We start from the raw sequence: 25,570 nt of genomic DNA, 5'->3' as shown, positions 1-25,570 counted from the left end.
AAGAAGAATATGTCAAATTTGAAAGTGAAAACAATTCTAGTTTCACAACCAGAGCCTAAAGTAGAAAATTCTCCTTATTTTGAGCTTCAAAACAAACTGAAGGTTAAAGTTGACTTTAGAACGTTTATTCATGTAGAAGGAATTTCTGCAAAAGAAGTAAGAGCACAAAAAATAGATTTAAGTAAGTTTTCTGCAATAATATTAACAAGTAGAAATTCAGTAGACCATTTTTTTAGAGTTGCTGAAGAAATGAGATATAAAATCCCTGAAGACCTAAAATATTTTTGCCAATCAGAAGCTGTTGCTTTTTATTTACAGCGTTATGTTGTTTACAGAAAAAGAAAAATATATGTAGGCCAAAAAGATTTTATTGATTTAGCTCCACTCATAAAAAAATACAAAGACGAGGCATTTTTATTAGTTGCCTCAGATCAGTTAAATGCAGATGTACCATCTACTTTAAATGAATTAAAAGTTAATTGGACAGAAGGAGTATTTTACAAAACTGTAGTTAGTGATTTATCTGACTTAAAAGATGTTTATTATGACATTTTAGCGTTTTTCAGCCCTTCGGGAATAAAGTCATTATGGAAGAACTTTCCTGATTTTGAGCAAAACAATACAAGAATTGCAGTTTTTGGATCAACAACTCAAAAAGAAGCACTAGATAGCGGATTAAGAGTTGATATCATGGCGCCATCTCCTGGCACACCTTCAATGACTGGTGCTTTAGAAAAATACATTTTAGAAGTAAATAAAGGAAAATAACCTTTTTAAAATATACAAAATAAAAAAAGCTCTGCAATACAGAGCTTTTTTTATTTGTTTTAATATTGATTAAGAACTTGGACCAGCTTTAACTAAGCTTTTACCTTCTTCATTATCTGTATATTGTTCAAAATTAGCAACAAAACGGTTTGCTAAGTCTTTCGCTTTAGTTTCCCATTCTTTAGCATCAGTATAAGTGTCTCTTGGATCTAATATTTGAGCATTTACTTCATTTAAAGAAGTTGGCACTTCAAAATTAAATACAGGAATAATTTTAGTTTCAGCTTTTTCGATTGAACCGTCTAAAATTCTGTCAATAATCGCTCTCGTATCTTTAATAGAAATACGTTTTCCTGTTCCGTTCCAACCTGTATTTACCATGTATGCTGTCGCATTGTTTTGCTCCATTTTCTTCACTAACTCTTCTCCGTATTTTGTTGGATGTAGAGACAAGAAAGCTTTTCCAAAACAAGCAGAAAAGGTTGGTTGAGGCTCAGTAACTCCTCTTTCAGTTCCTGCTAATTTAGCAGTAAATCCAGATAAGAAATAATACTTAGTTTGTTCTGGAGTTAACTTAGAAACTGGAGGCATAACACCAAAAGCGTCCGCAGTTAAGAAAATTACCTTTGTTGCATGACCTGCTTTAGAAACTGGCTTTACAATATTTGCAATATGATTAATTGGATAAGAAACTCTTGTGTTTTGAGTTGCAGAACCGTCTGTGAAATCAATTTTACCATTTGCATCTACAGAAACATTTTCCAACAAAGCATCTCTTTTGATAGCTCCATAAATATCAGGTTCGTTTTCTTTACTTAAATCGATTGTTTTTGCATAACAACCTCCCTCGAAATTAAACACTCCATCATTATCCCATCCATGCTCATCATCGCCAATCAACTCACGTTTTGGATCTGTAGATAATGTTGTTTTTCCAGTACCTGATAAACCAAAGAAGACAGCTACATCTCCATCCTTACCTTTATTAGCAGAACAGTGCATAGATGCAATACCTTGTAACGGTAAATAATAGTTCATCATTGAGAATAAACCTTTTTTCATTTCACCACCATACCAAGTCCCACCAATTAACTGTACTTTTTCAGTCAAGTTAAAAGCAACATATACTTCTGAGTTTAAGTTATGTTTTTCGAAATCTTTAAATGAAGTTTTTGAACCATTCATTACAACAAAATCAGGTTCTCCAAAATCTTCTAATTCAGCAGCAGTTGGCTGAATAAACATGTTTTTTACAAAGTGAGCTTGCCAAGCAACCTCCATAATGAAACGCACTTTTAATCGAGTGTTTTCATTTGCACCACAAAATGCATCTATAACAAATAATCTTTTTCCTGAAAGCTGACTAACCGTTGTCGCCTTTAATGCGTTCCAAGTATCAGTTGAAATCGGCTTATTATCGTTTACCGCTTTATCTGATGTCCACCATATTGTGTCTTTCGTAACATCATCTTTAACTATATATTTATCTTTAGGAGAACGTCCAGTGTAAATACCTGTCATTACATTTACTGCACCAAGTTCAGTTAAGTGACCTCTTTCAAAACCTTGTAAATTTGAACTCAACTCTTCATTATAAAGAAAGTCGTATGATGGATTATAAACTACCTCAGCGACATCTTTAATTCCATATTTCTCTAACGATATTGTTTTCGTTGTTTGAGTGTGATTATTCATACTATTTTAGTTATGTTGTTTGTGTATAATAAAACGCAAAATTATAAATTAAATTTTAGAAACCATTGTTAATTAGTGTTTTTTACGATTGTTATATAAAATAAATACACCCAAGATGCAATTAAAAACAATCCTCCAACAGGTGTTAATGGACCCAAAAATGACGTTTTAATTTTTGTTACCGTACTCGTTGATAGTAAAAAAATTGAGCCCGAAAACAGTATTACCCCAACAAGTACTAGACACATAATAATTGTTTTCTCTTTTTGTGTAATAAAATTTAAATTCGCAATAAATAACAAAAAAAGCGCATGATACATTTGGTACTTAACCCCTACCTCAAAAGTACTAAGTTGTGATTCTGTAAGAACTTTTTTTAAAGCATGTGCTCCAAAAGCACCTAAAACAATAGTTATAACACCAAGCAAAGCGCCAACTAAGATCAATTTCTTCTCCATTTTGTAATTTATTATAACAAATATAGCATTTTCTTTTTATGTTAAAAATCATAATAGTTTAAAATTACTTTTAATAAATATAACAATTTATTACCTTCGTATTATATTTACAACCAACCCAAAATGAGAAACATATTAGTCATAGGAGCAGGTAGATCTGCTTCTTCTTTAATAAAATACCTACTTGACAAATCAACTACCGAGAATTTAAAAATCGTTATTGCTGATTTATCTATTGAATTAGCAAGAAAGAAAACAAACAATCACCCAAATGCAATCGCAATTGCATTTGATATTTTTAATGCTGAGCAAAGAAAAACCGAAATTCAAAAAGCAGACATTGTTGTATCAATGCTGCCTGCTCACATGCATATTGAAGTAGCAAAAGATTGTGTAACTTATAAAAAACACATGGTTACCGCTTCATATATTAGCTCTGCAATGCAAGATCTTGATGAAGCTGCAAAAGAAAACGGTCTTGTTTTTATGAACGAAATTGGTCTTGATCCTGGAATCGACCATATGAGTGCCATGAAAGTAATTGACGAAATTCGTGCGAAAGGCGGTGAAATGATTTTATTTGAGTCATTTTGTGGTGGATTAGTAGCCCCAGAAAGCGACAACAACCTTTGGAATTATAAATTTACTTGGAATCCAAGAAATGTAGTGTTAGCTGGTCAAGGCGGTGTTGCTAAATTTATACAAGAAGGAACTTACAAATACATCCCTTACAACAAACTATTTAGACGTACAGAGTTTTTAGAAGTTGAAGGTTTTGGGAGATTTGAAGCTTATGCCAATAGAGATTCTTTAAAATACAGAAGCGTTTATGGCTTAGATAACGCACTTACTGTTTATAGAGGAACCGTTAGAAGAGTTGGGTTTTCTAGGGCTTGGGATATATTAGTTCAACTAGGAATGACTGATGATTCATATGTAATTGACAATTCTGAAGAAATGTCATATCGTGATTTCACAAATTCTTTCCTTCCTTATCACCCAACTGACATTGTTGAAATAAAATTACGTCATGCACAAAAAATTGATCAAGATGATGTCATTTGGGACAAATTAGTAGAGTTAGACTTATTCAACCCAAATAAAAAAGTAGAACTTGTAAAAGCTACTCCTGCTCAAATTTTAGAAAAAATACTAGCAGAAAAATGGGTTTTAAAAGAAGATGATAAAGACATGATTGTAATGTATCATAAATTTGGTTACACTTTAAATGGTGAAAACAAACAAATTGACGCTACAATGGTTTGCAAAGGAGATGACCAAACCTATACTTCTATGGCAAAAACAGTTGGCTTGCCTGTTGCAATTGCTACTTTAAAAATATTGAATGGAGAAATTAAAACTCCTGGTGTTCAATTACCAATTACTAAAGAAGTTTACAGCCCTATATTAAAAGAGTTAGAAGATTATGGTGTGATTTTTAATGAATATGAAACACCTTATCTAGGCTACAATCCTGATAATGTAAGCAGTTAAAAATAGAAAAACAGAATTAAAGCCTTGCAACGCGCAAGGCTTTTTTTGTTTATTTTTAAAACCAAAATAAGTATATTTACTTCAAACTAAAACTCCATGAAGACAAATCAATTACAAATTGAAATAGACGGAATAGATAAAGAAATTTTACGAGACTTAATGGAAGATGCTCGTAAGCCCATTTTACAGATCGCTAAAAAAATTGGAATCTCGGGAGCAGCAATTCATCAACGTTTAAAAAAATTAGAACAAGCTGGTGTAATTTCGGGATCTAAATTTGTTGTTGATGTAAAAGTATTAGGATATTCTACCATGGCATTTGTAGGTGTTTATTTAGACAAAGCTATGAGCAACCCAGAAGCTGTAAGAGAACTAAAAAAAATTCCAGAAGTTTTAGAATGTCATTACACCACAGGAAACTGGAGCATCTTTATAAAAATTATCTGTAAAGATAACGAGCACTTAATGCAGTTGCTTAACAAAAAAATTCAAGCCATAAAAGGTGTTTCTCGTACGGAAACTTTTATTTCACTAGACCAACAAATTGATAGACAAATTCAACTATAAAAAAAGCCGTTTGACAACATCAAACGGCTTTTTGCATCTATTTATAATAAATTATCTTCTATTCATGTAAATCATTACATAATACAACAACGTCCCAATAGAACCTAAAGCAGCAACAACATAAGTCCTTGCAGCCCATTTTAAAGCATCTTTTGCACCATCGTGTTCTTGTTGAGTTAACATTCTTTTGTTTTCTAACCAAGCTAACGCCCTATTACTTGCATCATATTCTACAGGTAAAGTAATTACCGAAAAAAGAGTTGTAGCAGCAAAAACAACAATTCCAACTAATAATAATTGAGGAAAAGTATTGATTAATAAAATTCCTGCTAATAAAATCCATTGCACAAAACTAGAAGCTACTTGTACAACAGGCACTAATTTTGAACGCATTGTTAACCAACTATATGCCTGAGCATGTTGCACTGCGTGTCCCACCTCATGAGCAGCAACTGCAGCTGCAGCAGCATTTCTTTGATTATAAACTGCTTCACTTAAATTTACCGTTTTATCTGCAGGATTATAATGATCTGTTAAACGTCCTGGTGTAGATATTACCCTAACATCTCTTATTCCATTATCGGCAAGCATTTTTTCGGCAATTTCCGCACCACTCATTCCGTTTTGCAAATGCAATTTTGAATAATGTTCAAACTTACTTTTTAGCCTACTGCTAACCAACCAACTGGCCAACATAATAGCACCAGCCAAAATCATATAACTCATTCCCATATTTTCTAAATTTTGAATTTAAATTTACTAAATAAACATCAAATTACATTCCATTTTTTTAAAATGACATTTTGACGCTTACTAATTTGAATTTGGTTTCATACCTTTATTTACATCCATAACTGGTAGCAAACCATTTGAAGGAACATAAATAATTTGTGGTAAATCTCCTTTATCTGCAATTTTTTCAAGGGTTCTGATAAACAAATACTGATTGTAAGTTTCACTTAATGTACCGTTTTCTAACTTCATAGCTTCAGCCATTCCTTTGGCTCTCTCAATTTCTGCTTGAGCGTTTAGTTTTTCTGCTTCTAACTTCGCTTTAGCTTCTTCTACTAAAATTCTTCTATTTTGTTCTGCTTTTGCCATTTCAGCTTTTCCTGCCATTTCTTGCTGCCAAACATTATATCTTGGTAAACCAAACATCATTGAAGCAATTAAAATAAAAACAAAAATTACAATTCCAAATATTAAACCTGTATAGTTTCTTCTCATTACAAATTATTTAAATTATACTTATTATACGTAAAATTTTAAAAAAGTTACAAAAAAACCCAAACTCTTATTTGAATTTGGGTTTTTAGTGATGTTATTTCGATAAAAAGGCTTTATCCTACCAAGTTAATAATCTTACCTGGCACAATAATTACTTTATTTGGTGTTCTGCCCTGTAATTGTGCCTGTGTTCTTTCGTCAGCCATTACAATTTCTTCGATTTGTTCTTTGGTTAAATCTAAAGGCAATTTCATTGTAAAACGCATTTTTCCGTTGAAGGAAACAGGGTATTCTTTTTCACTTTCAACTAAATATTTTTCTTCAAAAATTGGAAAATCTACGGTTGCAATTGAGCCTTCGTGACCTAATTGTTTCCATAATTCTTCAGCAATATGTGGTGCATAAGGCGACATTACAATTGCTAATGGTTCTAAAATGGCCCTATGATGGCATTTTAATTGTTGTAATTCATTTACACAAATCATAAATTGTGAAACCGAAGTGTTAAAAGAGAAATTCTCGATATCTTCCGTTACTTTTTTGATGGTTTTGTATAGCGACTTGTACATTTCTGCTGTTGGTTCGTCATTAGTAACATTCAAACCGTTATCATCAAAATACAAACGCCATAGTTTTTTTAAGAAACCGAAAACTCCTGTAATTCCTGCAGTGTTCCAAGGTTTTGCTTGTTCTAATGGACCTAAAAACATTTCATACAAACGTAAAGTATCCGCTCCATATTCATTACAAATTTCATCTGGATTGACTACGTTGTATTTTGATTTAGACATTTTTTCAACCTCACGACCAACGATGTATTTTCCATCTTCTAAAATGAATTCAGCATCTTTATAATCTACATATAATGGATGATTTTTGAATTTTTCAATATCTAACTCATTAGTCACGTCATTTATAACCGTTAAATCAACATGGAGTGCTTGAACTTTATATTCTAACCCGCTTTCTAATTTATCGTCATCAAATTTTATATTACCTAATTCCTTAAGCTTACTTCCTTTGATAATATTTTCTTGTAATGAAAACATATTCTTTGAAACAAAGATTGGCTTTTTATTCAAAGTATGAACTCTATAAACAAAAGCACTCATTCCCAAAATCATTCCTTGATTGATCAACTTTTTGAATGGTTCTTCTGTTGGAGCAAAACCTCTATCTTTTAAGAATTTGTTCCAAAAACGAGCATATAATAAATGTCCGGTTGCGTGTTCGCTTCCTCCAATGTATAAATCTACATTTTGCCAATAGTCTAAAGCTTCTTTGCTTGCAAATTCTTCTTCATTGTGTGCATCCATATAACGCATCCAATACCAAGAAGAACCCGCCCAACCCGGCATCGTGTTCAATTCTAAAGGAAACACACTTGTGTTATTTATTTTTTCATTACTTACTACTTGATTTGCTTCACTATCCCAAGCCCAAACCGTTGCATTCCCTAAAGGCGGTTGTCCGTCTTCTGTTGGTAAATACTTTTCTACTTCTGGTAGAGCTATTGGTAAATATTTTTTGTCAATCATTTGTGGTAAACCGTTCACATAATAAACAGGAAAAGGTTCACCCCAATATCTTTGTCTCGAAAAAACAGCATCGCGCAAACGGTAATTTGTTTTTCCGTTACCTTGTTTTATATTTTCTAAAGCTTCAATCGCTTTTTTTGTTCCTTCTTTGTACCCTAAACCGTTTAAGAAATCAGAATCTACTAATTTAAAACCTTCTTTTGCTCCAAAAGCTTCTTCCGAAATATCTTGGTCGAAAATGTTTTTGATTACAGGCATTCCGTTAGTTCCTTTGAAGAAATTCGCGAAAGCATAATCACGTTCATCACCACAAGGAACTGCCATAACTGCACCTGTTCCGTAACCAGCTAAAACGTAATCTCCAATCCAAACTGGAATTGGTTCTTTGGTAAAAGGATGTTCGGCATAAGCACCAGTGAAAACTCCAGAAATGGTTTTAACATCAGCCATTCTTTCTCTTTCCGAACGTTTTGCTGTTGCATGAACATAAGCTTCAACGGCTTCTTTTTGTTCTGGAGTTGTGATTTTAGCTACTAAATCGTGTTCAGGCGCTAAAGTCATAAAGGTTACTCCGAAAATGGTGTCAGGTCTAGTCGTGAAAACATCAATTACTTCATTGTGATTTTTCACGTTGAAAGAAACCATTGCTCCAACTGATTTTCCAATCCAATTACGTTGCGATTCTTTTAGCGATTCTGTCCAATCGATTTCATTTAAACCTTGTAATAAACGTTCGGCATACGCTGAAATTCGCATTGACCATTGGGTCATTTTTTTACGAATTACAGGATGTCCTCCTCTTTCTGAAACTCCGTTTACAATTTCATCATTAGCCAAAACTGTTCCCAGTCCTGGACACCAGTTTACTTCAGTTTCAGCTAAATAAGTTAATCTATATTGTAATAGTATTTTTTGTTGTTCTTCTGATGAAAATGCATTCCATTCATCAGCTGAAAATGGAGTTATGTTATCATCACAAACTGCATTTACATTAGCATTTCCGTTTTTTTCAAATTCTTGAATTAAGGTGCAAATACTTTCTGCTTTATTGGAAGCATTATTGTACCAAGATTCAAATAATTGAATAAAAATCCATTGTGTATGTTTGTAATAATCAGCGTTTGAAGTACGAACTTCACGACTCCAATCAAATGAAAATCCGATTTTATCTAATTGTTCTCTATAACGAGCTATATTTTCTTTAGTGGTTTTATCTGGATGTTGTCCGGTTTGAATGGCATATTGTTCAGCAGGCAAACCAAAAGAATCATAACCTTGTGGATGCAATACATTAAATCCTTTGTGACGTTTGTATCGAGCTACAATATCAGAAGCAATATAACCTAATGGATGACCAACATGTAAGCCAGCTCCAGAAGGATAAGGAAACATATCAAGTACATAGTATTTAGGTTTTTCTGATTTATTAGTAGCAGCAAATGTTTGGTTTTTTGACCAATATTGTTGCCAATTGGCTTCGATTTCGTTTGGATTGTATTTCATTTCTTAGTTTACAGTTTACAGTTTACAGTTTACATTTTTGCGTTGAAATTAAAAAATCTGTACAAAAATGAAACAACAAACCTGAAAAATTCAGTTGCAAATTTACATTTTATAATACTAAAGTTAAAACTTTGTTGTTATATTCTATGTAAACAAAATATCTTTAGTATTTTTACAGCTTAATTAATTGTACACTATGGCATCATCGTTTGAAAATTACAACAAGAGAAGACTTGTTTCTTCTTATTTTTCTGTAGTTTTAAGTATTTTCTTGGTCTTGTTTCTTTTAGGAACTTTAGGGTTATTTGTAATTAATTCTAAAAAAATAACGAATGATTTTAAGGAAAATATTCCTATGACTGTTTTCTTTAAAAACGAAGCAAAAGATAGTGCTTTAGCTGCTTTTGATACTGAATTAAAAAATTCTCGTTTCATTAAAGAATATACTTTTGTACATAAAGACAGCGCTGCAAAGAAAAACGTTGATATTGTAGGTAAAGATTTTATGGAATTTTTAGGATTTAATCCGCTACAAAATTCATTTGACATTAATTTAAAAGGTGACTATGTAGTTGCCGATAGTATAAAAATTATTGAAACTGATATTAAGAAAAATGAAATGGTTTCGGAAATCATTTACGACAAACAATTAGTAGATTTAGTAAACGACAACATTAAAAAAATAAGTTTTTGGATTTTAGTAATCAGTGGATTTTTTGCAGTAATTGCAATGTTATTAATTAATAGCTCGTTAAGACTTTCTATTTATTCACACCGTTTCACTATTAAAACGATGCAAATGGTTGGTGCGACTAAATCATTTATCAGAAAACCTTTTATTTGGAGAAGTATTAAACTTGGTCTTTTAGGCTCTGGATTGGCTATTGTTGCCATTTTAGGTGTGGTTTATTATGTTGATGGCCTTTTTCCAAACATTGGTATCGCTAAAGATTATGTTTCAATAGGAATTGTAATTACCGGTGTATTAGTTGTAGGAATTGTAATAACTTGGATAAGTACTTTCTTTGCCACACAACGCTTTTTAAATTTAAAAACTGACGACCTTTACTAATGTTTATTTGTTGGTTCATTTATTTGTTAAACTGAATCTAAAAAAATATAAAACACATGAAAAACGAAAACAAACCTCAATTTTTATTTGATAAGGTTAATTATAAATTTCTTTTAATTGGACTTGGCATAATTGCTCTAGGCTTTATATTAATGAGTGGCGGTGGAAGTGACGACCCGAATGTTTTTAATGAAGATATTTTTAATTTTAGACGTATTCGTTTGGCTCCAACTGTAGTTTTAGCAGGTTTTGGTGTGGTAATTTATTCGATTTTTAAGAAAGAGAAAAATAAATAATGAATATATTTCAAGCCATTATTCTTGCCATTATTGAAGGAATTACCGAGTTTTTACCCGTTTCTTCAACAGGACACATGATTATTGCCTCTTCTTTTTTTGGAATTGCAGGTGATGATTTTACTAAACTTTTTACCATTGTAATTCAACTTGGAACCATACTTTCTGTAGTGGTTTTGTATTTTAAGCGCTTTTTTCAAAGTATGGATTTTTACTTTAAATTATTTGTAGCGTTTATTCCTGCTGTAGTTTTTGGTCTTTTATTAAATGATTTTATTGACAGTTTACTAGAAAGTCCAATAGTTGTGGCTATTTCACTTATTATTGGTGGAGTTTTACTTTTAAAAGTAGATGAATGGTTTGGAAATTCTGAAAACACAGAAATATCATATTTAACTGCTTTAAAAATTGGGCTGTTCCAATGTTTAGCAATGATTCCTGGTGTTTCTAGAAGTGGGGCAAGTATTGTAGGAGGTATGAGCCAAAAATTATCTCGAACTTCAGCAGCAGAATTTTCTTTTTTCTTAGCTATTCCTACCATGTTAGGGGCAACTGTAAAAAAACTATATGATTATTATAAAGCAGGTTTTGAAATAACAGACCACCAATTCAATTTATTAATAATTGGAAATGTTGTGGGATTTGTAGTTGCTTTAATTGCCATAAAATCATTCATTGGCTACCTTACAAAACACGGATTTAAAATGTTTGGTTATTACAGAATTATAGCTGGTTTGGCTATTTTATTCATTCACTTCTTTGTGCAAAAACTAACCATCATTTAATGACTAAAGAAACTCTTTTAGAAGGTCAAGTATTATTAATTGATAAACCGCTGACATGGTCTTCATTTCAGGCAGTTAATAAATTAAAATATGCTTTAAAAAGGCATTATGATTTGCCAAAGAAATTTAAAATTGGTCATGCTGGAACTTTAGACCCTTTAGCAACTGGTTTACTAATTATATGTACTGGTAAATTTACTAAAAGAATTACCGAAATTCAGGCGCAAGCCAAAGAATATACTGGAACCATTACTGTTGGAGCTACAACTCCATCTTACGATTTAGAAACAGAAGTTGATGCAACTTTTCCAACAGAACATATTACCGAAGCTTTAATTCAAGAAACAATCAAGCAATTTTTAGGAGAAATTGATCAAAAACCACCTGTTTTTTCAGCCATTAAAAAAGACGGAAAACGCTTATATGAACATGCTCGTGCTGGAGAAGAAGTTGAAATTAAAGCTCGAAAAACAACTATTCACGAATTTGAAATTACTCGAATTGCATTGCCTGAAATTGATTTCAGAATAAAATGCAGTAAAGGAACCTACATTCGTTCTATTGCTTATGATTTTGGTTTAGCGCTTCAATCTGGCGGACATTTAACTGCTTTGCGCAGAACAAAAATTGGCAATTATTCTGTAGAGAATGCTACTTCACCTGAAGATTTTGTGAAAAATATTTCAAATGCGATTTAGGTTTTTTATTTTCATATTTATATCACAACTTTGTTTTTCACAAAATATAAAACTAAAAACAGGCGATATTATTTTTCAATCTATGAATTGCGGCCCGTTATGCGACGCAATTAATCAAGTTACGGAAGGTTATAAAGGAAACGATTTTAGTCATCTTGGATTAGTTTACATTAAAAACGATTCTATTTATATAATTGAAGCAGCTGGAAAGGCAGTTCAACTAACTCCAATTGAAAAATTCAAATCTTATACAAATGAAACCATGTTTGTAGGAAGATTAAAAAGAAAACACAGAAAGCTAATTCCTGAAGCAATTGCTTTTTCGTTAAAACAAATTGGAACACCTTATGACGATGCTTATTTATATAACAATGGTAGTTATTATTGTTCAGAATTAATTTATGATGCTTTCTTAGATGCGTATGGAAAGCCCTTTTTTGAATTACAACCCATGACATTTAAAGCACCAAATTCGAACGAATTTTTTAAAGTTTGGAAAGAATACTACGATAAATTAAAAATGGAAATTCCGGAAGGTCAATTAGGTTGCAATCCTGGAGGAATTTCCACTTCAAATAAACTAAAAATTATTGGAACTTTAGACTAAAACCTATATAGCCATTAAAGCCATTATTTCATTTTGAGTTGTAATGCCCTTATCGTGCAAATACCACTTTTGCAATTCAACTTTAGCTATTTCATCCACTACTCCATTTGCTGCTTTATAATCGGCAATAAGCTTTCGAGCAGGTTCTGGTCTTGGACCCCAATCGGTAATTATTTCATTCGTTTCAGAATCTAAAATAATTAATTTAGGAATTGCTTTACCTCCGTTAGTTAAAAACTGACTCATCAACTCATCATTATCATCTCTTAAAACAATTTTTAAATTAATGAAATCTGACACTTCTGCCATTTTATTAATTATAGGTAAAATTTGTGCCGCATCTCCACACCAGCCTTCTGAAATAACTAACCAAGTATATTTTTTTGATAAATTACTTAATTGTTGCTCAATTTCTGGAACAACTTTAATAGTCTTATCAAGTCGCTTCAATCTTGTTTCATTTAATTCTGAATAATGCAATAAATCTTCAGTTTGTGTATGACCAGTTGATTTTCCTTCTAAAATTAATTTAGAAACACAATCTCTATACTCTTTGTAAGAAAAACTGTGGTCTTGTGCTTTTACTAGTATATTTTTCATTCTAATTCATTTACTTGACAAAAATAATTCTAATTTTGAAAATAGAATGTAAGCTTTATTACATAACTTAAAAATCAATTATGGATTTAAATTCTAAAAATATTGGATTAGTTCTCTCTGGCGGAGGATCTAAAGGAATTGCTCATGCTGGAGCATTACAATATTTAGAAGAAAAAAAAATCAAACCATCAATAATTAGCGGAACAAGTGCAGGCGCAATTATAGCAGCACTTTATGCTTTTGGGAAAACTCCAAATGAAATCCTTACATTCTTTAAATCAATATTTTTTTTTCATTGGAGTCATTTTACACTTAAAAAGCCCGGAATAGTAGATTCTGAATCCTTTAAAGACTATTTTGACAAAGTTTTTGGGCAAGCAAAAATTGGAGATCTTGAAATACCAATTATCATAACAGCAACTGACATTGTAAAAGGTAAACTAAAAATATTTAGACCAGAAACAAAACTATCTGATGCAGTACTAGCCTCTTCTGCATTTCCTGGTATAATTTCTCCCTATAAGATTAATAAAAATTTATATAGTGACGGTGGAATATTAAACCATTTCCCAACAGATTTGGTACAAGGAAGATGTGAAACTATAATAGGCGTTTATGTAAGTCCAATTCAAGACATAGAAGAAAAAGATTTAAACTCAATTAAAGCGGTTACAACGAGAGCTTTCGATTTACTTTCCGCACAAGGCAATTATCAAAAATTTAGTATATGTGATTTAATCATTGAACCTAAAGAGCTATCGAAATACAGCACTTTTGAAACCAACAAAGCAAAAATGGATACTATTTTTAGGATTGGTTATGAAGAAGCAAAAAAGACATTAGAAAAATTAAACGTTTAATTTTAACTACATTTTTTTTGGAATGGATATATATTTATATTTGCATCGTAAAAAACACAACAAAACGAATTGAGCTGTTAAAGTTCAACTATCTAAAATACAACTGAAATGAAATACAAAAGAATTCTTCTTAAACTTAGTGGTGAAGCTTTAATGGGTGAAAGACAATATGGAATTGACCCCATGAGACTGGCTGAATATGCTCAAGAAATAAAGCAAATTCACGATAAAGGTATAGAAATTGCTATTGTTATAGGAGGAGGAAATATTTTTAGAGGGGTTGCTGGAGCAAGCAACGGAATGGACAGAGTTCAAGGAGATTATATGGGAATGCTAGCTACTGTAATTAACGGAATGGCTTTACAAGGAGCTCTTGAAGAAGCTGGAATGCAAACTAGATTACAAACTGCATTAAAAATAGAAGCTATTGCTGAGCCTTATATTAAAAGAAAAGCAACTCGTCATTTAGAAAAAGGTAGAATTGTAATTTTTGGTGCAGGAACTGGAAACCCTTATTTTACAACTGATACAGCAGCCGTTTTAAGAGGTGTAGAAGTAGGCGCTGATGTAATTTTAAAAGGAACTAGAGTTGACGGAGTTTATAATGCCGATCCTGAGAAAGATAAAACAGCAGTAAAGTTTGATTTTATTTCATTTGAAGACGTCTTAGCTAAAGGACTAAACGTAATGGACACTACGGCTTTTACCTTAAGTCAAGAAAACAAACTACCAATTATCGTTTTTGACATGAATAAAGATGGCAATTTATTGAGAGTTTGTCAAGGCGAAACAATAGGAACAACAGTAACAATATAATTAGAAAAATAGATATCAAGACTTCTAGAATGTTCATATAAAAACAATCTAAAAATCTAACAATCCAAAAATCTGAAAAAAATGACTGAAGAAATTAATTTTATAATAGAGGGTGCAAAAGAATCAATGAATGGATCTATTGCTCATTTAGAAAAAGAATTATTAAACATTAGAGCAGGAAAAGCTTCTCCTCAAATGTTAGGTGGTGTTTTTGTTGACTATTATGGCTCACAAACTCCGCTTTCTCAAGTTGCAAACATTAATGCAACTGATGCAAGAACTTTGACGGTTACTCCATGGGAAAAACCAATGTTACAACCTATTGAAAAAGCAATTATGATTGCTAACTTAGGCTTAAACCCAATGAACAATGGAGACAACATAATAATCAACATACCTCCATTAACTGAAGAAAGAAGAAAAGATTTAGCTAAACAAGCTAAAAGTGAAGCTGAAGATGCTAAAATTGGTGTGAGAAACGCACGTAAAGATGCCAATAGTGACATCAAAAAAGAGGAGAAAAATGGAACTTCAGAAGACATTTGTAAATCTGCTGAAGATGAAATTCAAAAATTAACAGATGCTTTCATTAAAAAAATAGACGAAATTCTAGCTGTTAAAGAAGCTGAAATAATGAAAGTATAACTCATTGAAATCCCGAATAATTCGGGATTTTTTATTTAAAAAAATAGTACTTTAGCAATTCAAAATCATTAGATGAAACATATTCTATTATTAGCAGCTATTTTTATAAGTAATTTTTTAGTTGCACAAACTAAAATTAATGGCCAAGTAATTGATTTTGATACAACTATCCCCGTTGCTTTTGCAAAAATAACTTATGAAAGTAAAACTTTTATGACCGATTGGGAAGGTAAATTCTCCATAAATGTTTCTGATTTCAAAAAACCAGTTTATGTCGCTTATAAAGGTTATTATGAAAAATCATCATATCCTGTAAATAATGGAAAATTATTCATAGTAAAAATGATAATGAATATTAATGTAAAGAATAATGAAGTCTATTCAGACCAAAAGGTTAATCTTATCATTAAAAAAGTATACGAAGCTCAAAGCAAAAATGATCCTGAAAAAGCACTAACAAATTTTCAATATAAAAACTACGAATACCTTCAAATTAGTGCTAATCCGGACAGTATTTCTGGCAAAATTGACACAATTCATAAAAGAACAATTTTTGGAAAACATAAAATAAAATTAGATTCATCAAATTATAGATTTAAAAAACTTGTTGAAAAAAATCATATTTACCAAACCGAAAAAGTAAATTTAATTCAACAAAATAAAAAAACGCAAAAAGAAACTATTCTTGCTACTAGAATGGCTGGATTTAAAGAACCCATCTACGAATATTTAGGATTAAAATTATTATCGTATTCTGTATATGAAAATCCCTTTGAAATTTTAGAAACTCCTTTACAAAATCCAATATCTAATATTGGAAGAAGACTATATGTTTATAGGTTAATTGACAGTCTTCAAAACCAAGGAAGAAAAACATACCGTATTTATTTTCAGCCAAAAAAAATTCGTTCTAATAGATTAAGAGGAATTTTATATGTTGATGCTGAAAGTTTTGCAATTTCAAAAGCTCAATTTAGAATTTATGGAATTGTAAATATTGAAGCAACTTATACTTTTGATTATTTAAAAGAACACAATCTATGGTTTCCTAAAAAAAGGAAGTTTATCGTAAAGAAGGGAACAAATAATCAAGATTTAAAAATTCTTGGCAATACTATAAAGTTCAATGCAAGTTCTGAAGAAAAAATAAACAAGAATGCTTCTGATAGAGCGTATCTCACTATTGAATCAACTCCTTTTGATTTGAAAATCGGAGATTACCAGCAAATAAATGACCCAAAAATAAAAATAGATTTACCAAGAAGTAGCTTTAATAAAGATGAAAAGTATTGGGCTGAATTTACAAAAGACTCTTTAGACAAAAGGAAATTAAAAACATACATATCATTAGATAGTCTATCTACTGCTAATAAAATTGAACACAAAATATTCTTAGGAAAGAAAATATTTAATGGATATATACCTATTAGCATTTTAGATATAGACTTAAGAACGCTAATTAAGTACAATAATTATGAAGGATTTAGAATTGGACTTGGAGGAGTTACCAATTCTAAACTATCTGAAAAATATAAATTAGCTTTTTACGGGGCATATGGCTTTAAAGATGCCGAATTTAAATATGGAATTACTCCTTCTTATTTGTTGAACAAAAAGAGTGAAACGTGGATTAGTGCATCGTATTCTGATGACATTAGCGAATTAGCGCAAACTACCTTTGTAACTGATTCTAGAAAATTTAGATTATACGACCCAAGGCCAATTAACATCTCTACATTTTATAATATAAAAACAGCTGCTGTAATTTTAGAAAGTAAAGTTTTTCCAAAATTAAACTCTTATTTTTCAATTTCACAAAACGAAATACAGCCATTATTTGATTATACTTTTGTTAACGATGGTAAAAGCTATACTGAATATTCCATTTCATCAGTACTACTGGGCTTACAATGGAATCCATTCAGTAACTACATGAACACGCCTATGGGGGTAATTGAAATTGAAAAACGTCATCCAAAATTTTCACTACAATATACCCAAACGATTCCTGACGTTGTTGGAAATGACTTTGTTTTTTCAAAAATTGATTTCAAAACATTCTATGAAGTACCCTATTTATCAGGACAAAAAAGCTCAATATTATTTCAAGGAGGAATTGCTTTTGGCGATGTACCCTTAACTCATTTGTATAGTGTTGCTCCTAATAATATTAATAAGGACGCTATTTTACAGCGTATTACTTTTGCTGGAAAAAACAGTTTTGAAACCATGTATTACAATGAGTTCTTTTCCAACAAGTACACCTCATTACAGCTTAAACATACTTTTAACAAGATAGATTTAGGCTATAAAATTGCACCCGAATTTTCGATAGTAACACGAATGGCCTGGGGAGAAATAAATAAAGAAAATCAACACATTGGACTAGCTTTTAAATCACTTGAAAGAGGCTTTTTTGAAAGCGGAATTGAAGCTAATAAAATATTCAAAGGACTTGGTTTAACTGCATTTTACAGGTATGGACCAAATCAATTAGCTCATTTTGACGACAATTTATCTATTAAAATCTCTTATTTTATAGATTTAGGGTTCTAAAACGCGCTTTCTTTGGTCTGAAATTTAGCAAATTAAGCAATAATCCTTACCTTTGCGCTCTAAAAATTTTAACATGCTAAAGTGGCTAAGCACAGGTTTCTGGGATTTTATAGCGCGGTTTATTTTAAGAAATAGAATTGCATTACTAATTACTTTAGTAATCTTTACTATTTTCATGGCTTTCCAATGGAAAAATATGCGATTTACATATACCGAAGCTAATCTATTACCTGATAATCATAAAATAAATAAAGAATACAATTCATTTCTAGAGAAATTTGGAGAAGAAGGCAATCTTGTAGTGATAGGCTTTAAAGACTCTACCTTTTTTACCGAAAAAAATATTTTACTTTGGGAAGACTTTATTGGGAAAATTAAAAAAGACAAAGCAGTTGATTTTACCCTATCAATTGAAGATTTAAAAGTATTAAAAAAAGACACCTTAAATAAAAAATTTAAACTTGTTCCTTTTATAAACAAAGCAGAATTTACTACTGAATATATAAAAGAAAAAGAAAGCGAATTTTTCAACAACCTTCCCTTTTATGAAGGAATGTTGTTTAACAAGGAAACTGGATCTGTTCGTTTTGCAATATACATGAACAAGGAAATTGTTAACACCTCTGCACGTAAAGATTTTATCTTAAAATATTTAAACAAGGAAAAGGTTGCTGAATTTGAAAAAGAAAGCGGTATTGATTTGAAAATTTCAGGAATGCCCTACATTAGAACTTTAAATTCTCAAAGTATAATTAGCGAAATTGGCTTGTTTGTTGGAGCAGCATTATTTATCACTTCATTATTATTCTTCTTCTTTTTCAGGAGTTTTAGAGCAACTTTAATTTCAATGTGCATTGTAATTATTGGGGTAATGTGGTCTTTTGGAACACTTGGTTTACTGAATTACGAAATAACAGTTTTAACTGCAATTATACCGCCGCTAATTATTGTTATTGGTATACCAAATTGTATTTTCTTAATCAACAAGTACCAACAAGAAATAAAAAAACACGGAAACAAAGCTAAATCATTACAAAGAGTAATTTCTAAAGTTGGAAATGCTACTTTAATGACTAATTTAACAACAGCTGCTGGTTTTGCAACGTTCATGGCGACAGATAGCGAACTTCTTACTGAGTTTGGAATTGTAGCTTCTTTGAATATTATTTTCCTATTTTTTCTATGCCTAATAATAATTCCTATTATTTACAGCTATATGCCACTCCCAAAAGAGAAGCATTTGGCACACTTAGGAAAAAACTACATTAAATCTTTTGTTGATTGGACAGATAATACTGTAAGAAATCATACTTTTAAAGTATTTACCACTGCAATTGTGCTGTTAGTTCTTGGGATAATTGGTATGTATCAAATAAAAGTTTCAGGAAGTATTATTGAAGACATGCCTAAAAAAACTGGCTTTTTTGATGATATTTTATTTTATGAAAATGAGTTTGACGGAGTAATGCCCCTTGAAATCATGATTGATACAAAAAGAAAAAAAGGCGCATTAAAATCAGTGACTCTAAAAAGGATCAACGAATTACAGGAAACTATTGAAGAAATTCCTGAATTATCTAAACCGGTTTCTATTGTTAATTTGGTAAAATATTCCAAACAAGCCTATTATAACGGCAACCCGGAATACTATGAATTACCTACAAAACAAGAAGAAGCATTTATTTTATCATACATAAAAAACTCTACTAAAGACGGAAATAGAGACATGATGAAAAGTTATGTGGATAGCACAGGTCAATACGCTAGAGTTACTACTTTTATGAGAGATATTGGTACAGATAAAATGAAAAAAATAGAGGAACGTTTACAAGAAAAAATTGACAAACTTTTTCCAAGTGAACGCTATACGGTAACAATGACAGGTAAAGCCTATGTTTTTGAAAAAGGGACACATTACCTTGTTAAAAACCTAGTCCTTTCATTATTGTTTGCTATTGTTTTGATTTCATTATTAATGGCCTATTTATTCAGGTCGTTCAAAATGATTATTGTTTCATTGGTTCCAAACTTATTGCCTCTTATTATTACAGCAGGTTTAATGGGCTTTTTAGGTGTGCCAATTAAGCCATCAACAATATTAGTGTTTAGCATTGCATTTGGTATTTCTGTTGATGATACAATTCACTTCTTAGCAAAATACCGTCAAGAATTAATTGCAAACGATTGGAAAATCAAGCGTTCAGTATTTAGTACTATGAAAGAAGCAGGAGTTAGTATGTTTTATACTTCAGTTGTATTGTTTTTCGGCTTTTCAGTATTTACACTTTCGAGTTTTGGAGGAACAGTAGCCCTAGGAGGATTAGTAGCTGCAACATTGCTTTTTGCAATGCTTTCTAATTTAATATTATTACCTGCCCTATTACTTTCGTTAGAAAAAACAATTGCCAACAAAGAAGAGTTTTTAGAGCCAACTATAGATATTCTTGCAGATGATTCAGACGATGAAATCTCAATTAATTAATAATTATATTTGCATTCATTATACAGTATGATTTGATCATATCATGTCAAAAAATAAAAAGAAAGATGGAACATATTAAAGTTAAAGACCTTTTAAATAACACAAAAACATTACAAGAAGTAACAGCAAAAGGTTGGGTTAGAACATTCAGAAACAATCAGTTTATTGCATTAAACGATGGTTCTACAATTCATAACATTCAGTGTGTTGTAGATTTTGAAAACACACCTGAAGAAACTTTAAAAAGAATTACAACAGGAGCTGCTGTTTGTGTAAAAGGAACATTACAAGAAAGTCAAGGAAAAGGACAATCGGTAGAAATTCAGGTTTCAAAAATTGAAATTTTAGGAGATAGTGATGCGGAAAAATTTCCAATGCAACCAAAAAAACACTCTTTAGAATTCTTAAGAGAAAATGCTCACTTAAGAGTGAGAACCAATACATTCAGTGCAATTATGAGAGTACGTTCTACACTTTCATTTGCAGTTCATCAATATTTTCAAGAAAATGGTTTTTTCTACGTAAACACTCCTATTATTACGGGTAGTGATGCAGAAGGAGCAGGTGAAATGTTTAAAGTGACTTCATTACCATTCGACAACACGCCAAGAACCGAAGAAGGAAAAGTTAATTATAAAGAAGATTTCTTTGGTAAAGAAACTAACTTAACGGTTTCCGGACAATTAGAAGCTGAAACTTATGCCATGGCTTTAGGTCAAGTGTATACTTTTGGGCCAACATTTAGAGCTGAAAATTCAAATACTTCTCGTCACTTAGCTGAGTTTTGGATGATTGAGCCAGAGGTTGCCTTTAATGATTTAGATGCTAACATGGACTTAGCTGAAGACTTCATTAAATACGTTATAAAATATACGCTTGATAAATGTGAAGATGATTTAAACTTCTTAAATGATCGTTTACTTCAAGAAGAAAAATCTAAACCACAAGCAGAAAGAAGTGAAATGAGTTTACTTGAAAAATTAAACTTCATTACAGAAAACAATTTCAAACGTGTTTCTTACACAGAAGCAATTGATATTTTAAGAAATTCAACTCCAAACAAAAAGAAAAAATTCAATTATATCATTGAAGAATGGGGAGCTGACTTACAAAGTGAGCACGAACGTTTCTTAGTTGAAAAACACTTTAAATGTCCTGTAATTTTATTTGATTATCCAGCAAAAATTAAAGCGTTTTACATGCGTTTGAACGACAATACAGAACCAGGTAAAGAAACTGTAAGAGCTATGGATATCCTTTTCCCGGGAATTGGTGAAATAGTTGGAGGTTCTCAACGTGAAGAGCGTTTAGATATCCTAATAGAAAAAATGAAAGCTTTAGGAATTGAAGAAGAAGAACTTTGGTGGTACTTAGATACTAGAAAATTTGGTTCTGCAGTTCACTCAGGATTCGGATTAGGATTTGAAAGATTGGTTTTATTCGTAACAGGAATGTCTAACATTCGCGATGTAATTCCTTTCCCAAGAACACCACAAAACGCAGAATTTTAAAATAAAGGGTTAATTCGTTAATTTAGTTATTTGTTCTTAACTTTACAAATAACTGAATTTACAAATACACAAACAAACATTAATGTTAAAGCATAGTTTACAATTTAAATTATCTCAAAAATTATCTCCTCAACAAATTCAGTTGATGAAGTTAATTCAATTGCCTACACAGGCTTTTGAACAACGTCTTCAGGAAGAATTAGTTGAAAATCCTGCTTTGGAAAACGGTAAAGAAGAAACTTCTGAACTAGATGATTATAATGATAATGATGATTACAGTGAAGATTATGATAACGAAAGGATTGAAGCTGAAGACATTAACATTGATGAATATTTAAGCAACGACGAAACACCAGATTATAAATACCAAGCTAACAATTACAGTGACGACGATGAAGAAAAATCTATGCCTCACGTTGCAATTGTAAGTTTCCATCAAGACTTACTTAATCAATTAAATACTTTCATTTTAAATGATGAAGAACGTATAATAGCTGAGTTTTTAGTAGGAAGTATTGACGATATGGGTTACATCAGAAGAACCATTCAAGATATTGTAGATGACTTAGCTTTTACACAAGGTGTTTATTCAGATAATGAAACTGTAGAAAGAATTTTACAAATTGTACAAGAACTTGAACCTGCAGGGGTAGGCGCTAGAGATTTACAAGAATGCCTATTACTTCAATTAAAACACAAAACTCCTTCAGAAGCAGTAGAACTGGCTATTGACATTATTGAAAATCAATTTGATGCATTTACCAAAAAGCACTATGAAAAATTGATTCAGAAATATGATATTTCTAAAGAACAGTTAAGAAAAGGAATTGAAGAAATTGAAAAACTAAACCCAAAACCAGGAGGTGCTTTTGACAGTAATTTAAAACCAATTGAACACGTTATTCCTGATTTTACAATAAGAATAGTTGAAGATGAACTTGAACTTCTTTTAAACGGAAGAAATGCACCAGAACTTCACATTTCAAAAGATTATCAAGAAATGCTTAGAAGCTATAAAGACACTAGCGAAAAAAGCAATTCTCAAAAAGATGCAGTTCAATTTATTAAACAAAAACTTGATGCTGCAAAATGGTTTATTGATGCTATCAAACAACGTCAGGAAACTTTATATGTTACCATGAATGCAATTATGCATTATCAAATGGAATATTTTTTAGAAGGTGACGAAGCCAAACTTAGACCAATGATTTTAAAAGACATTGCAGATTTAGTTGGTTTAGATATTTCTACTGTGTCTAGAGTTGCAAACAGTAAATATGTTGATACTCCTTATGGCACTAAACTAATAAAAGAGTTTTTTAGTGAGTCAATGAAAAACGACCAGGGTGAAGATGTTTCTACTATTGAAATAAAAAATATTCTACAAAAAATAATAGAATCGGAAGACAAAAGAAAACCTTTTCCAGACGACAAATTAGCTGAAGAATTAAAAGAAAAAGGCTATCCTATTGCTAGAAGAACTATTGCAAAATACCGCGAACAACTAGACATTCCAGTAGCTCGTTTAAGAAAAAAAATATAGTACATGCAGTTACTAAAGAAAACTCTTCCTGTATTTTCATATATATATCATCCAATATTTATATCAATTTATGGAACTTTATTTTATTTCTTAGTTTCTCCTAGTTATGAATTCATTCCATTAAACAGAGTATATTTAATTTTAATACAAGTAGCAATACTAACCCTATTACTTCCCCTTTCTCTTTATTTTTTATTTGTATCCTTAGGAATAATTTCTTCATTTACAGAAGCAAGTATAAAAGAAAGAAGGGTTCCTATAACAATTCAAGCATTTCTTTTATTTTTTCTATTAAAATTTAGCGTTTCTTTAGAAGAACTTCCTGAATTGTACTACTTTTTTTTAGGAGGATTTTTAAGTAGTGTAATGGCGCTAATTTGCGTTTTGATGAAATTTAAAGCAAGTCTTCACATGATTGGAATCAGCTCGTTAGCCACCTTTATATTTGGTTTAGCTACATTGTTTGAATTACCACTGGTAAACAGCGTAGCACTCTCAATAGTATGTGTAGGATTGGTTGCTTCATCTCGATTATATATGAAATCACACACTAATTTAGAATTATTAGTTGGCTTACTAATTGGAATATTTTCTCAAGTAGTTCTATGGTATTTTTGGCTATAGAATGTAAAAAATAAAACCAACATTAAAGTTATTTAACTTTAAATCTTCTCCATTAGATAATTTAGTATCTTTAAATAGAGGATTTAATCCATAATAAGCATAAAAATTAATAGTATTGTATCCCCAACTTAAGTATGGACCATATTGAATTTTATTTAAATCTGTATTATTTCTAATTAAATCTTCATTACCGTCAAACTTATAAACCGATTTATTCCCAAACAAATAACTAACTTTAAAACCAGTATAAATTCTCCAAAACTTATGGGATTCGGCAGTAGAATTTCTCCATCTAATCTCTAAAGGAAACTCTAGATAATGCAACACAAGTTTATTCTTGTCATAATTACCATTTACATTGTATGCAATATCAGATTCATCTTCTTGAATAATTAAGTTATGCTTGATGTTATTATAAGAATAACCTACACCGGTACCTATAGCCCAATGTCTGTTTTTAGAAATTGGGAAATCTCTAATAAAACCAAATGACAATCCGGCAGAAAAGGAATACTGATTATATCCAGCAGGTTTATTTTGCAACAGGTTATAGTTTAAAGAAGCATAAAACTGATCTTCTCTATACAGAGAATCAGAAACAGCATTTACAGTAACATCTTGTGCAAAAATGAAACTGCAAAAAAATAATGTTGCTAAAGTATAGAAAGACTTCATTATAATTTTTTTATAAAAATAATAAAAAAAGGTACGCAATTGCGTACCTTTTAAATATACTTTAAAAAGTGACTACTCTACAGGATTACCTTGAGAAGTAGTATAATTCACTTTTAATTGATCAACTTTTCTTAATTCTTGTTTGATGTCTTGAACTAATCCCATTTTAACATTTTTGTCAATTTTTAGAGATGCAGTTAAATATTTTTCATCTTCAGAATTACGAGAAGCTCTTTCATTAATAACAAAATTTCTAATTTCCGAAACTGGAGCTATTTTATCTGCCATTTGAACACGGTCAGATCCTCCTAAAGAGTTTCTGTAACGCTCGCTTGGCTTACCAGCATAAATATACATTACATATTGTTTTTTATGCAATTTTGCAGTTTGGTTAGCCTTTGGCAACTTGTTCTCAATTTTTAAATCGCTATCTTTCATTGTTGTAGCGGTCATAAAGAAGAACAATAGCATAAATACAATATCCGGTAAAGATGCTGTAGAAATTCCAGGTGTACCACCTGATTTTTTCTTTTTAAACTTAGACATAGTT

The 25,570-nt window shown here is 31.0% G+C and carries 24 protein-coding genes; 16 read left to right on the top strand and 8 right to left on the bottom strand.

The features are described 5' to 3' along the window. The first annotated feature begins 18 nt into the window (after positions 1-18). Positions 19-768 carry a uroporphyrinogen-III synthase gene (locus ACQ65T_RS04420; RefSeq protein ID WP_430401326.1) on the top strand — a complete coding sequence of 250 codons (750 nt, stop codon included), beginning with the start codon at positions 19-21 and terminating at the stop codon, positions 766-768. A 69-nt stretch (positions 769-837) separates the two neighbouring features. On the opposite strand, the gene pckA is transcribed toward ACQ65T_RS04420, so the two are convergent. Together pckA and ACQ65T_RS04410 are read right to left on the bottom strand one after the other, a co-directional pair. Further along, positions 838-2,463 carry a phosphoenolpyruvate carboxykinase (ATP) gene (gene pckA / locus ACQ65T_RS04415; RefSeq protein ID WP_430399887.1) on the bottom strand — a complete coding sequence of 542 codons (1,626 nt, stop codon included), beginning with the start codon at positions 2,461-2,463 and terminating at the stop codon, positions 838-840. A gap of 68 nt (positions 2,464-2,531) precedes the next feature. Beyond that, positions 2,532-2,921 (bottom strand): DUF423 domain-containing protein, encoded by a 390-nt coding sequence (locus tag ACQ65T_RS04410; RefSeq protein WP_430399886.1) that lies wholly within the window; start codon positions 2,919-2,921, stop codon positions 2,532-2,534. Between the two features lie 123 nt (positions 2,922-3,044). On the opposite strand from ACQ65T_RS04410, the gene ACQ65T_RS04405 reads away from it, so the two are divergent. Then, a complete protein-coding gene (locus ACQ65T_RS04405; protein ID WP_430399885.1) occupies positions 3,045-4,415 on the top strand; it encodes a saccharopine dehydrogenase family protein in 1,371 nt (456 codons plus the stop codon). Between the two features lie 96 nt (positions 4,416-4,511). Continuing rightward, positions 4,512-4,982 carry an Lrp/AsnC family transcriptional regulator gene (locus ACQ65T_RS04400; RefSeq protein WP_430399884.1) on the top strand — a complete coding sequence of 157 codons (471 nt, stop codon included), beginning with the start codon at positions 4,512-4,514 and terminating at the stop codon, positions 4,980-4,982. Positions 4,983-5,033: 51 nt separating this feature from the next. Here ACQ65T_RS04400 and ACQ65T_RS04395 read toward each other — a convergent pair whose 3' ends face one another. The 3 genes from ACQ65T_RS04395 to ACQ65T_RS04385 form a co-directional block, all read right to left on the bottom strand. Beyond that, entirely contained in the window at positions 5,034-5,714 is a 681-nt protein-coding gene (locus ACQ65T_RS04395) for a zinc metallopeptidase (RefSeq protein WP_430399883.1), read from the bottom strand. A gap of 81 nt (positions 5,715-5,795) precedes the next feature. Continuing rightward, positions 5,796-6,209 carry a hypothetical protein gene (locus ACQ65T_RS04390; protein WP_264560203.1) on the bottom strand — a complete coding sequence of 138 codons (414 nt, stop codon included), beginning with the start codon at positions 6,207-6,209 and terminating at the stop codon, positions 5,796-5,798. A gap of 113 nt (positions 6,210-6,322) precedes the next feature. Continuing rightward, entirely contained in the window at positions 6,323-9,250 is a 2,928-nt protein-coding gene (locus tag ACQ65T_RS04385) for a leucine--tRNA ligase (protein WP_430399882.1), read from the bottom strand. Positions 9,251-9,446: 196 nt separating this feature from the next. Between ACQ65T_RS04385 and ACQ65T_RS04380 the strand changes: the two genes are divergently transcribed. Genes ACQ65T_RS04380 through ACQ65T_RS04360 form a run of 5 tightly spaced genes read left to right on the top strand, consistent with a single transcriptional unit; the run spans position 9,447 to position 12,708 of the window. Further along, positions 9,447-10,322 carry a cell division protein FtsX gene (locus ACQ65T_RS04380; protein ID WP_264560202.1) on the top strand — a complete coding sequence of 292 codons (876 nt, stop codon included), beginning with the start codon at positions 9,447-9,449 and terminating at the stop codon, positions 10,320-10,322. A 56-nt stretch (positions 10,323-10,378) separates the two neighbouring features. Next, entirely contained in the window at positions 10,379-10,618 is a 240-nt protein-coding gene (locus ACQ65T_RS04375) for a DUF3098 domain-containing protein (RefSeq protein WP_264560201.1), read from the top strand. After that, entirely contained in the window at positions 10,618-11,403 is a 786-nt protein-coding gene (locus ACQ65T_RS04370; protein WP_430399881.1) for an undecaprenyl-diphosphate phosphatase, read from the top strand. The genes ACQ65T_RS04375 and ACQ65T_RS04370 overlap by 1 nt, the downstream gene beginning before the upstream one ends. Then, complete coding sequence (gene truB / locus ACQ65T_RS04365) at positions 11,403-12,101, top strand: tRNA pseudouridine(55) synthase TruB (protein WP_430399880.1); 699 nt, start codon at positions 11,403-11,405, stop codon at positions 12,099-12,101. The genes ACQ65T_RS04370 and truB overlap by 1 nt, the downstream gene beginning before the upstream one ends. Continuing rightward, a complete protein-coding gene (locus ACQ65T_RS04360; protein ID WP_430399879.1) occupies positions 12,091-12,708 on the top strand; it encodes a YiiX/YebB-like N1pC/P60 family cysteine hydrolase in 618 nt (205 codons plus the stop codon). The genes truB and ACQ65T_RS04360 overlap by 11 nt, the downstream gene beginning before the upstream one ends. A gap of 3 nt (positions 12,709-12,711) precedes the next feature. Here the strand turns inward: ACQ65T_RS04360 and ACQ65T_RS04355 are convergent, their stop codons facing one another. Next, positions 12,712-13,308 (bottom strand): thioredoxin family protein, encoded by a 597-nt coding sequence (locus ACQ65T_RS04355; protein ID WP_430399878.1) that lies wholly within the window; start codon positions 13,306-13,308, stop codon positions 12,712-12,714. Between the two features lie 80 nt (positions 13,309-13,388). Here ACQ65T_RS04355 and ACQ65T_RS04350 point away from each other — a divergent pair, with 80 nt between their 5' ends. From ACQ65T_RS04350 to ACQ65T_RS04315, 8 genes are all read left to right on the top strand, one after another. Next, positions 13,389-14,168: a patatin-like phospholipase family protein gene (locus tag ACQ65T_RS04350; RefSeq protein ID WP_430399877.1), complete on the top strand. Its 780-nt coding sequence runs from the start codon at positions 13,389-13,391 to the stop codon at positions 14,166-14,168. A 108-nt stretch (positions 14,169-14,276) separates the two neighbouring features. After that, complete coding sequence (gene pyrH, locus ACQ65T_RS04345; protein ID WP_430399876.1) at positions 14,277-14,984, top strand: UMP kinase; 708 nt, start codon at positions 14,277-14,279, stop codon at positions 14,982-14,984. 81 nt (positions 14,985-15,065) lie between these two features. Further along, positions 15,066-15,629 carry a ribosome recycling factor gene (gene frr, locus ACQ65T_RS04340; protein WP_430399875.1) on the top strand — a complete coding sequence of 188 codons (564 nt, stop codon included), beginning with the start codon at positions 15,066-15,068 and terminating at the stop codon, positions 15,627-15,629. 72 nt (positions 15,630-15,701) lie between these two features. Further along, a complete protein-coding gene (locus tag ACQ65T_RS04335; RefSeq protein ID WP_430399874.1) occupies positions 15,702-18,185 on the top strand; it encodes a DUF5686 family protein in 2,484 nt (827 codons plus the stop codon). A 73-nt stretch (positions 18,186-18,258) separates the two neighbouring features. Then, positions 18,259-20,667 carry an efflux RND transporter permease subunit gene (locus ACQ65T_RS04330; protein WP_430399873.1) on the top strand — a complete coding sequence of 803 codons (2,409 nt, stop codon included), beginning with the start codon at positions 18,259-18,261 and terminating at the stop codon, positions 20,665-20,667. A 65-nt stretch (positions 20,668-20,732) separates the two neighbouring features. After that, entirely contained in the window at positions 20,733-22,178 is a 1,446-nt protein-coding gene (asnS, locus tag ACQ65T_RS04325; protein WP_430399872.1) for an asparagine--tRNA ligase, read from the top strand. Positions 22,179-22,260: 82 nt separating this feature from the next. Further along, positions 22,261-23,721 carry an RNA polymerase factor sigma-54 gene (rpoN, locus tag ACQ65T_RS04320; protein ID WP_430399871.1) on the top strand — a complete coding sequence of 487 codons (1,461 nt, stop codon included), beginning with the start codon at positions 22,261-22,263 and terminating at the stop codon, positions 23,719-23,721. Positions 23,722-23,724: 3 nt separating this feature from the next. Continuing rightward, on the top strand, positions 23,725-24,345 hold the full coding sequence (locus tag ACQ65T_RS04315; protein ID WP_430399870.1) for a hypothetical protein: 621 nt from the start codon (positions 23,725-23,727) through the stop codon (positions 24,343-24,345). On the opposite strand, the gene ACQ65T_RS04310 is transcribed toward ACQ65T_RS04315, so the two are convergent. Further along, complete coding sequence (locus ACQ65T_RS04310) at positions 24,340-25,020, bottom strand: porin family protein (protein WP_430399869.1); 681 nt, start codon at positions 25,018-25,020, stop codon at positions 24,340-24,342. The genes ACQ65T_RS04315 and ACQ65T_RS04310 overlap by 6 nt on opposite strands. A gap of 72 nt (positions 25,021-25,092) precedes the next feature. Then, positions 25,093-25,566 (bottom strand): ExbD/TolR family protein, encoded by a 474-nt coding sequence (locus tag ACQ65T_RS04305; protein WP_430399868.1) that lies wholly within the window; start codon positions 25,564-25,566, stop codon positions 25,093-25,095. Positions 25,567-25,570 lie beyond the last annotated feature (4 nt).

It is taken from the genome of Flavobacterium sp., assembly GCF_965284515.1.
Lineage (GTDB): Bacteria > Bacteroidota > Bacteroidia > Flavobacteriales > Flavobacteriaceae > Flavobacterium.
Note: the sequence above shows the minus strand (reverse complement) of the source record. Positions and strands in the feature narration are given on the sequence as shown.

What these genes read in the sequence shown, in the direction of transcription:
- ACQ65T_RS04310 (WP_430399869.1), bottom strand. Translation starts at nt 25,020, where the DNA reads ATGAAGTCTTTCTATACTTTAGCAACATTATTTTTTTGCAGTTTCATT.
- ACQ65T_RS04305 (WP_430399868.1), bottom strand. Translation starts at nt 25,566, where the DNA reads ATGTCTAAGTTTAAAAAGAAAAAATCAGGTGGTACACCTGGAATTTCT.
- rpoN (WP_430399871.1), top strand. Translation starts at nt 22,261, where the DNA reads ATGTTAAAGCATAGTTTACAATTTAAATTATCTCAAAAATTATCTCCT.
- ACQ65T_RS04335 (WP_430399874.1), top strand. Translation starts at nt 15,702, where the DNA reads ATGAAACATATTCTATTATTAGCAGCTATTTTTATAAGTAATTTTTTA.
- ACQ65T_RS04350 (WP_430399877.1), top strand. Translation starts at nt 13,389, where the DNA reads ATGGATTTAAATTCTAAAAATATTGGATTAGTTCTCTCTGGCGGAGGA.
- ACQ65T_RS04330 (WP_430399873.1), top strand. Translation starts at nt 18,259, where the DNA reads ATGCTAAAGTGGCTAAGCACAGGTTTCTGGGATTTTATAGCGCGGTTT.
- ACQ65T_RS04355 (WP_430399878.1), bottom strand. Translation starts at nt 13,308, where the DNA reads ATGAAAAATATACTAGTAAAAGCACAAGACCACAGTTTTTCTTACAAA.
- asnS (WP_430399872.1), top strand. Translation starts at nt 20,733, where the DNA reads ATGGAACATATTAAAGTTAAAGACCTTTTAAATAACACAAAAACATTA.
- ACQ65T_RS04370 (WP_430399881.1), top strand. Translation starts at nt 10,618, where the DNA reads ATGAATATATTTCAAGCCATTATTCTTGCCATTATTGAAGGAATTACC.
- ACQ65T_RS04400 (WP_430399884.1), top strand. Translation starts at nt 4,512, where the DNA reads ATGAAGACAAATCAATTACAAATTGAAATAGACGGAATAGATAAAGAA.
- ACQ65T_RS04395 (WP_430399883.1), bottom strand. Translation starts at nt 5,714, where the DNA reads ATGGGAATGAGTTATATGATTTTGGCTGGTGCTATTATGTTGGCCAGT.
- ACQ65T_RS04315 (WP_430399870.1), top strand. Translation starts at nt 23,725, where the DNA reads ATGCAGTTACTAAAGAAAACTCTTCCTGTATTTTCATATATATATCAT.
- ACQ65T_RS04410 (WP_430399886.1), bottom strand. Translation starts at nt 2,921, where the DNA reads ATGGAGAAGAAATTGATCTTAGTTGGCGCTTTGCTTGGTGTTATAACT.
- ACQ65T_RS04375 (WP_264560201.1), top strand. Translation starts at nt 10,379, where the DNA reads ATGAAAAACGAAAACAAACCTCAATTTTTATTTGATAAGGTTAATTAT.
- ACQ65T_RS04390 (WP_264560203.1), bottom strand. Translation starts at nt 6,209, where the DNA reads ATGAGAAGAAACTATACAGGTTTAATATTTGGAATTGTAATTTTTGTT.
- ACQ65T_RS04360 (WP_430399879.1), top strand. Translation starts at nt 12,091, where the DNA reads ATGCGATTTAGGTTTTTTATTTTCATATTTATATCACAACTTTGTTTT.
- pyrH (WP_430399876.1), top strand. Translation starts at nt 14,277, where the DNA reads ATGAAATACAAAAGAATTCTTCTTAAACTTAGTGGTGAAGCTTTAATG.
- ACQ65T_RS04380 (WP_264560202.1), top strand. Translation starts at nt 9,447, where the DNA reads ATGGCATCATCGTTTGAAAATTACAACAAGAGAAGACTTGTTTCTTCT.
- ACQ65T_RS04385 (WP_430399882.1), bottom strand. Translation starts at nt 9,250, where the DNA reads ATGAAATACAATCCAAACGAAATCGAAGCCAATTGGCAACAATATTGG.
- pckA (WP_430399887.1), bottom strand. Translation starts at nt 2,463, where the DNA reads ATGAATAATCACACTCAAACAACGAAAACAATATCGTTAGAGAAATAT.
- truB (WP_430399880.1), top strand. Translation starts at nt 11,403, where the DNA reads ATGACTAAAGAAACTCTTTTAGAAGGTCAAGTATTATTAATTGATAAA.
- ACQ65T_RS04405 (WP_430399885.1), top strand. Translation starts at nt 3,045, where the DNA reads ATGAGAAACATATTAGTCATAGGAGCAGGTAGATCTGCTTCTTCTTTA.
- frr (WP_430399875.1), top strand. Translation starts at nt 15,066, where the DNA reads ATGACTGAAGAAATTAATTTTATAATAGAGGGTGCAAAAGAATCAATG.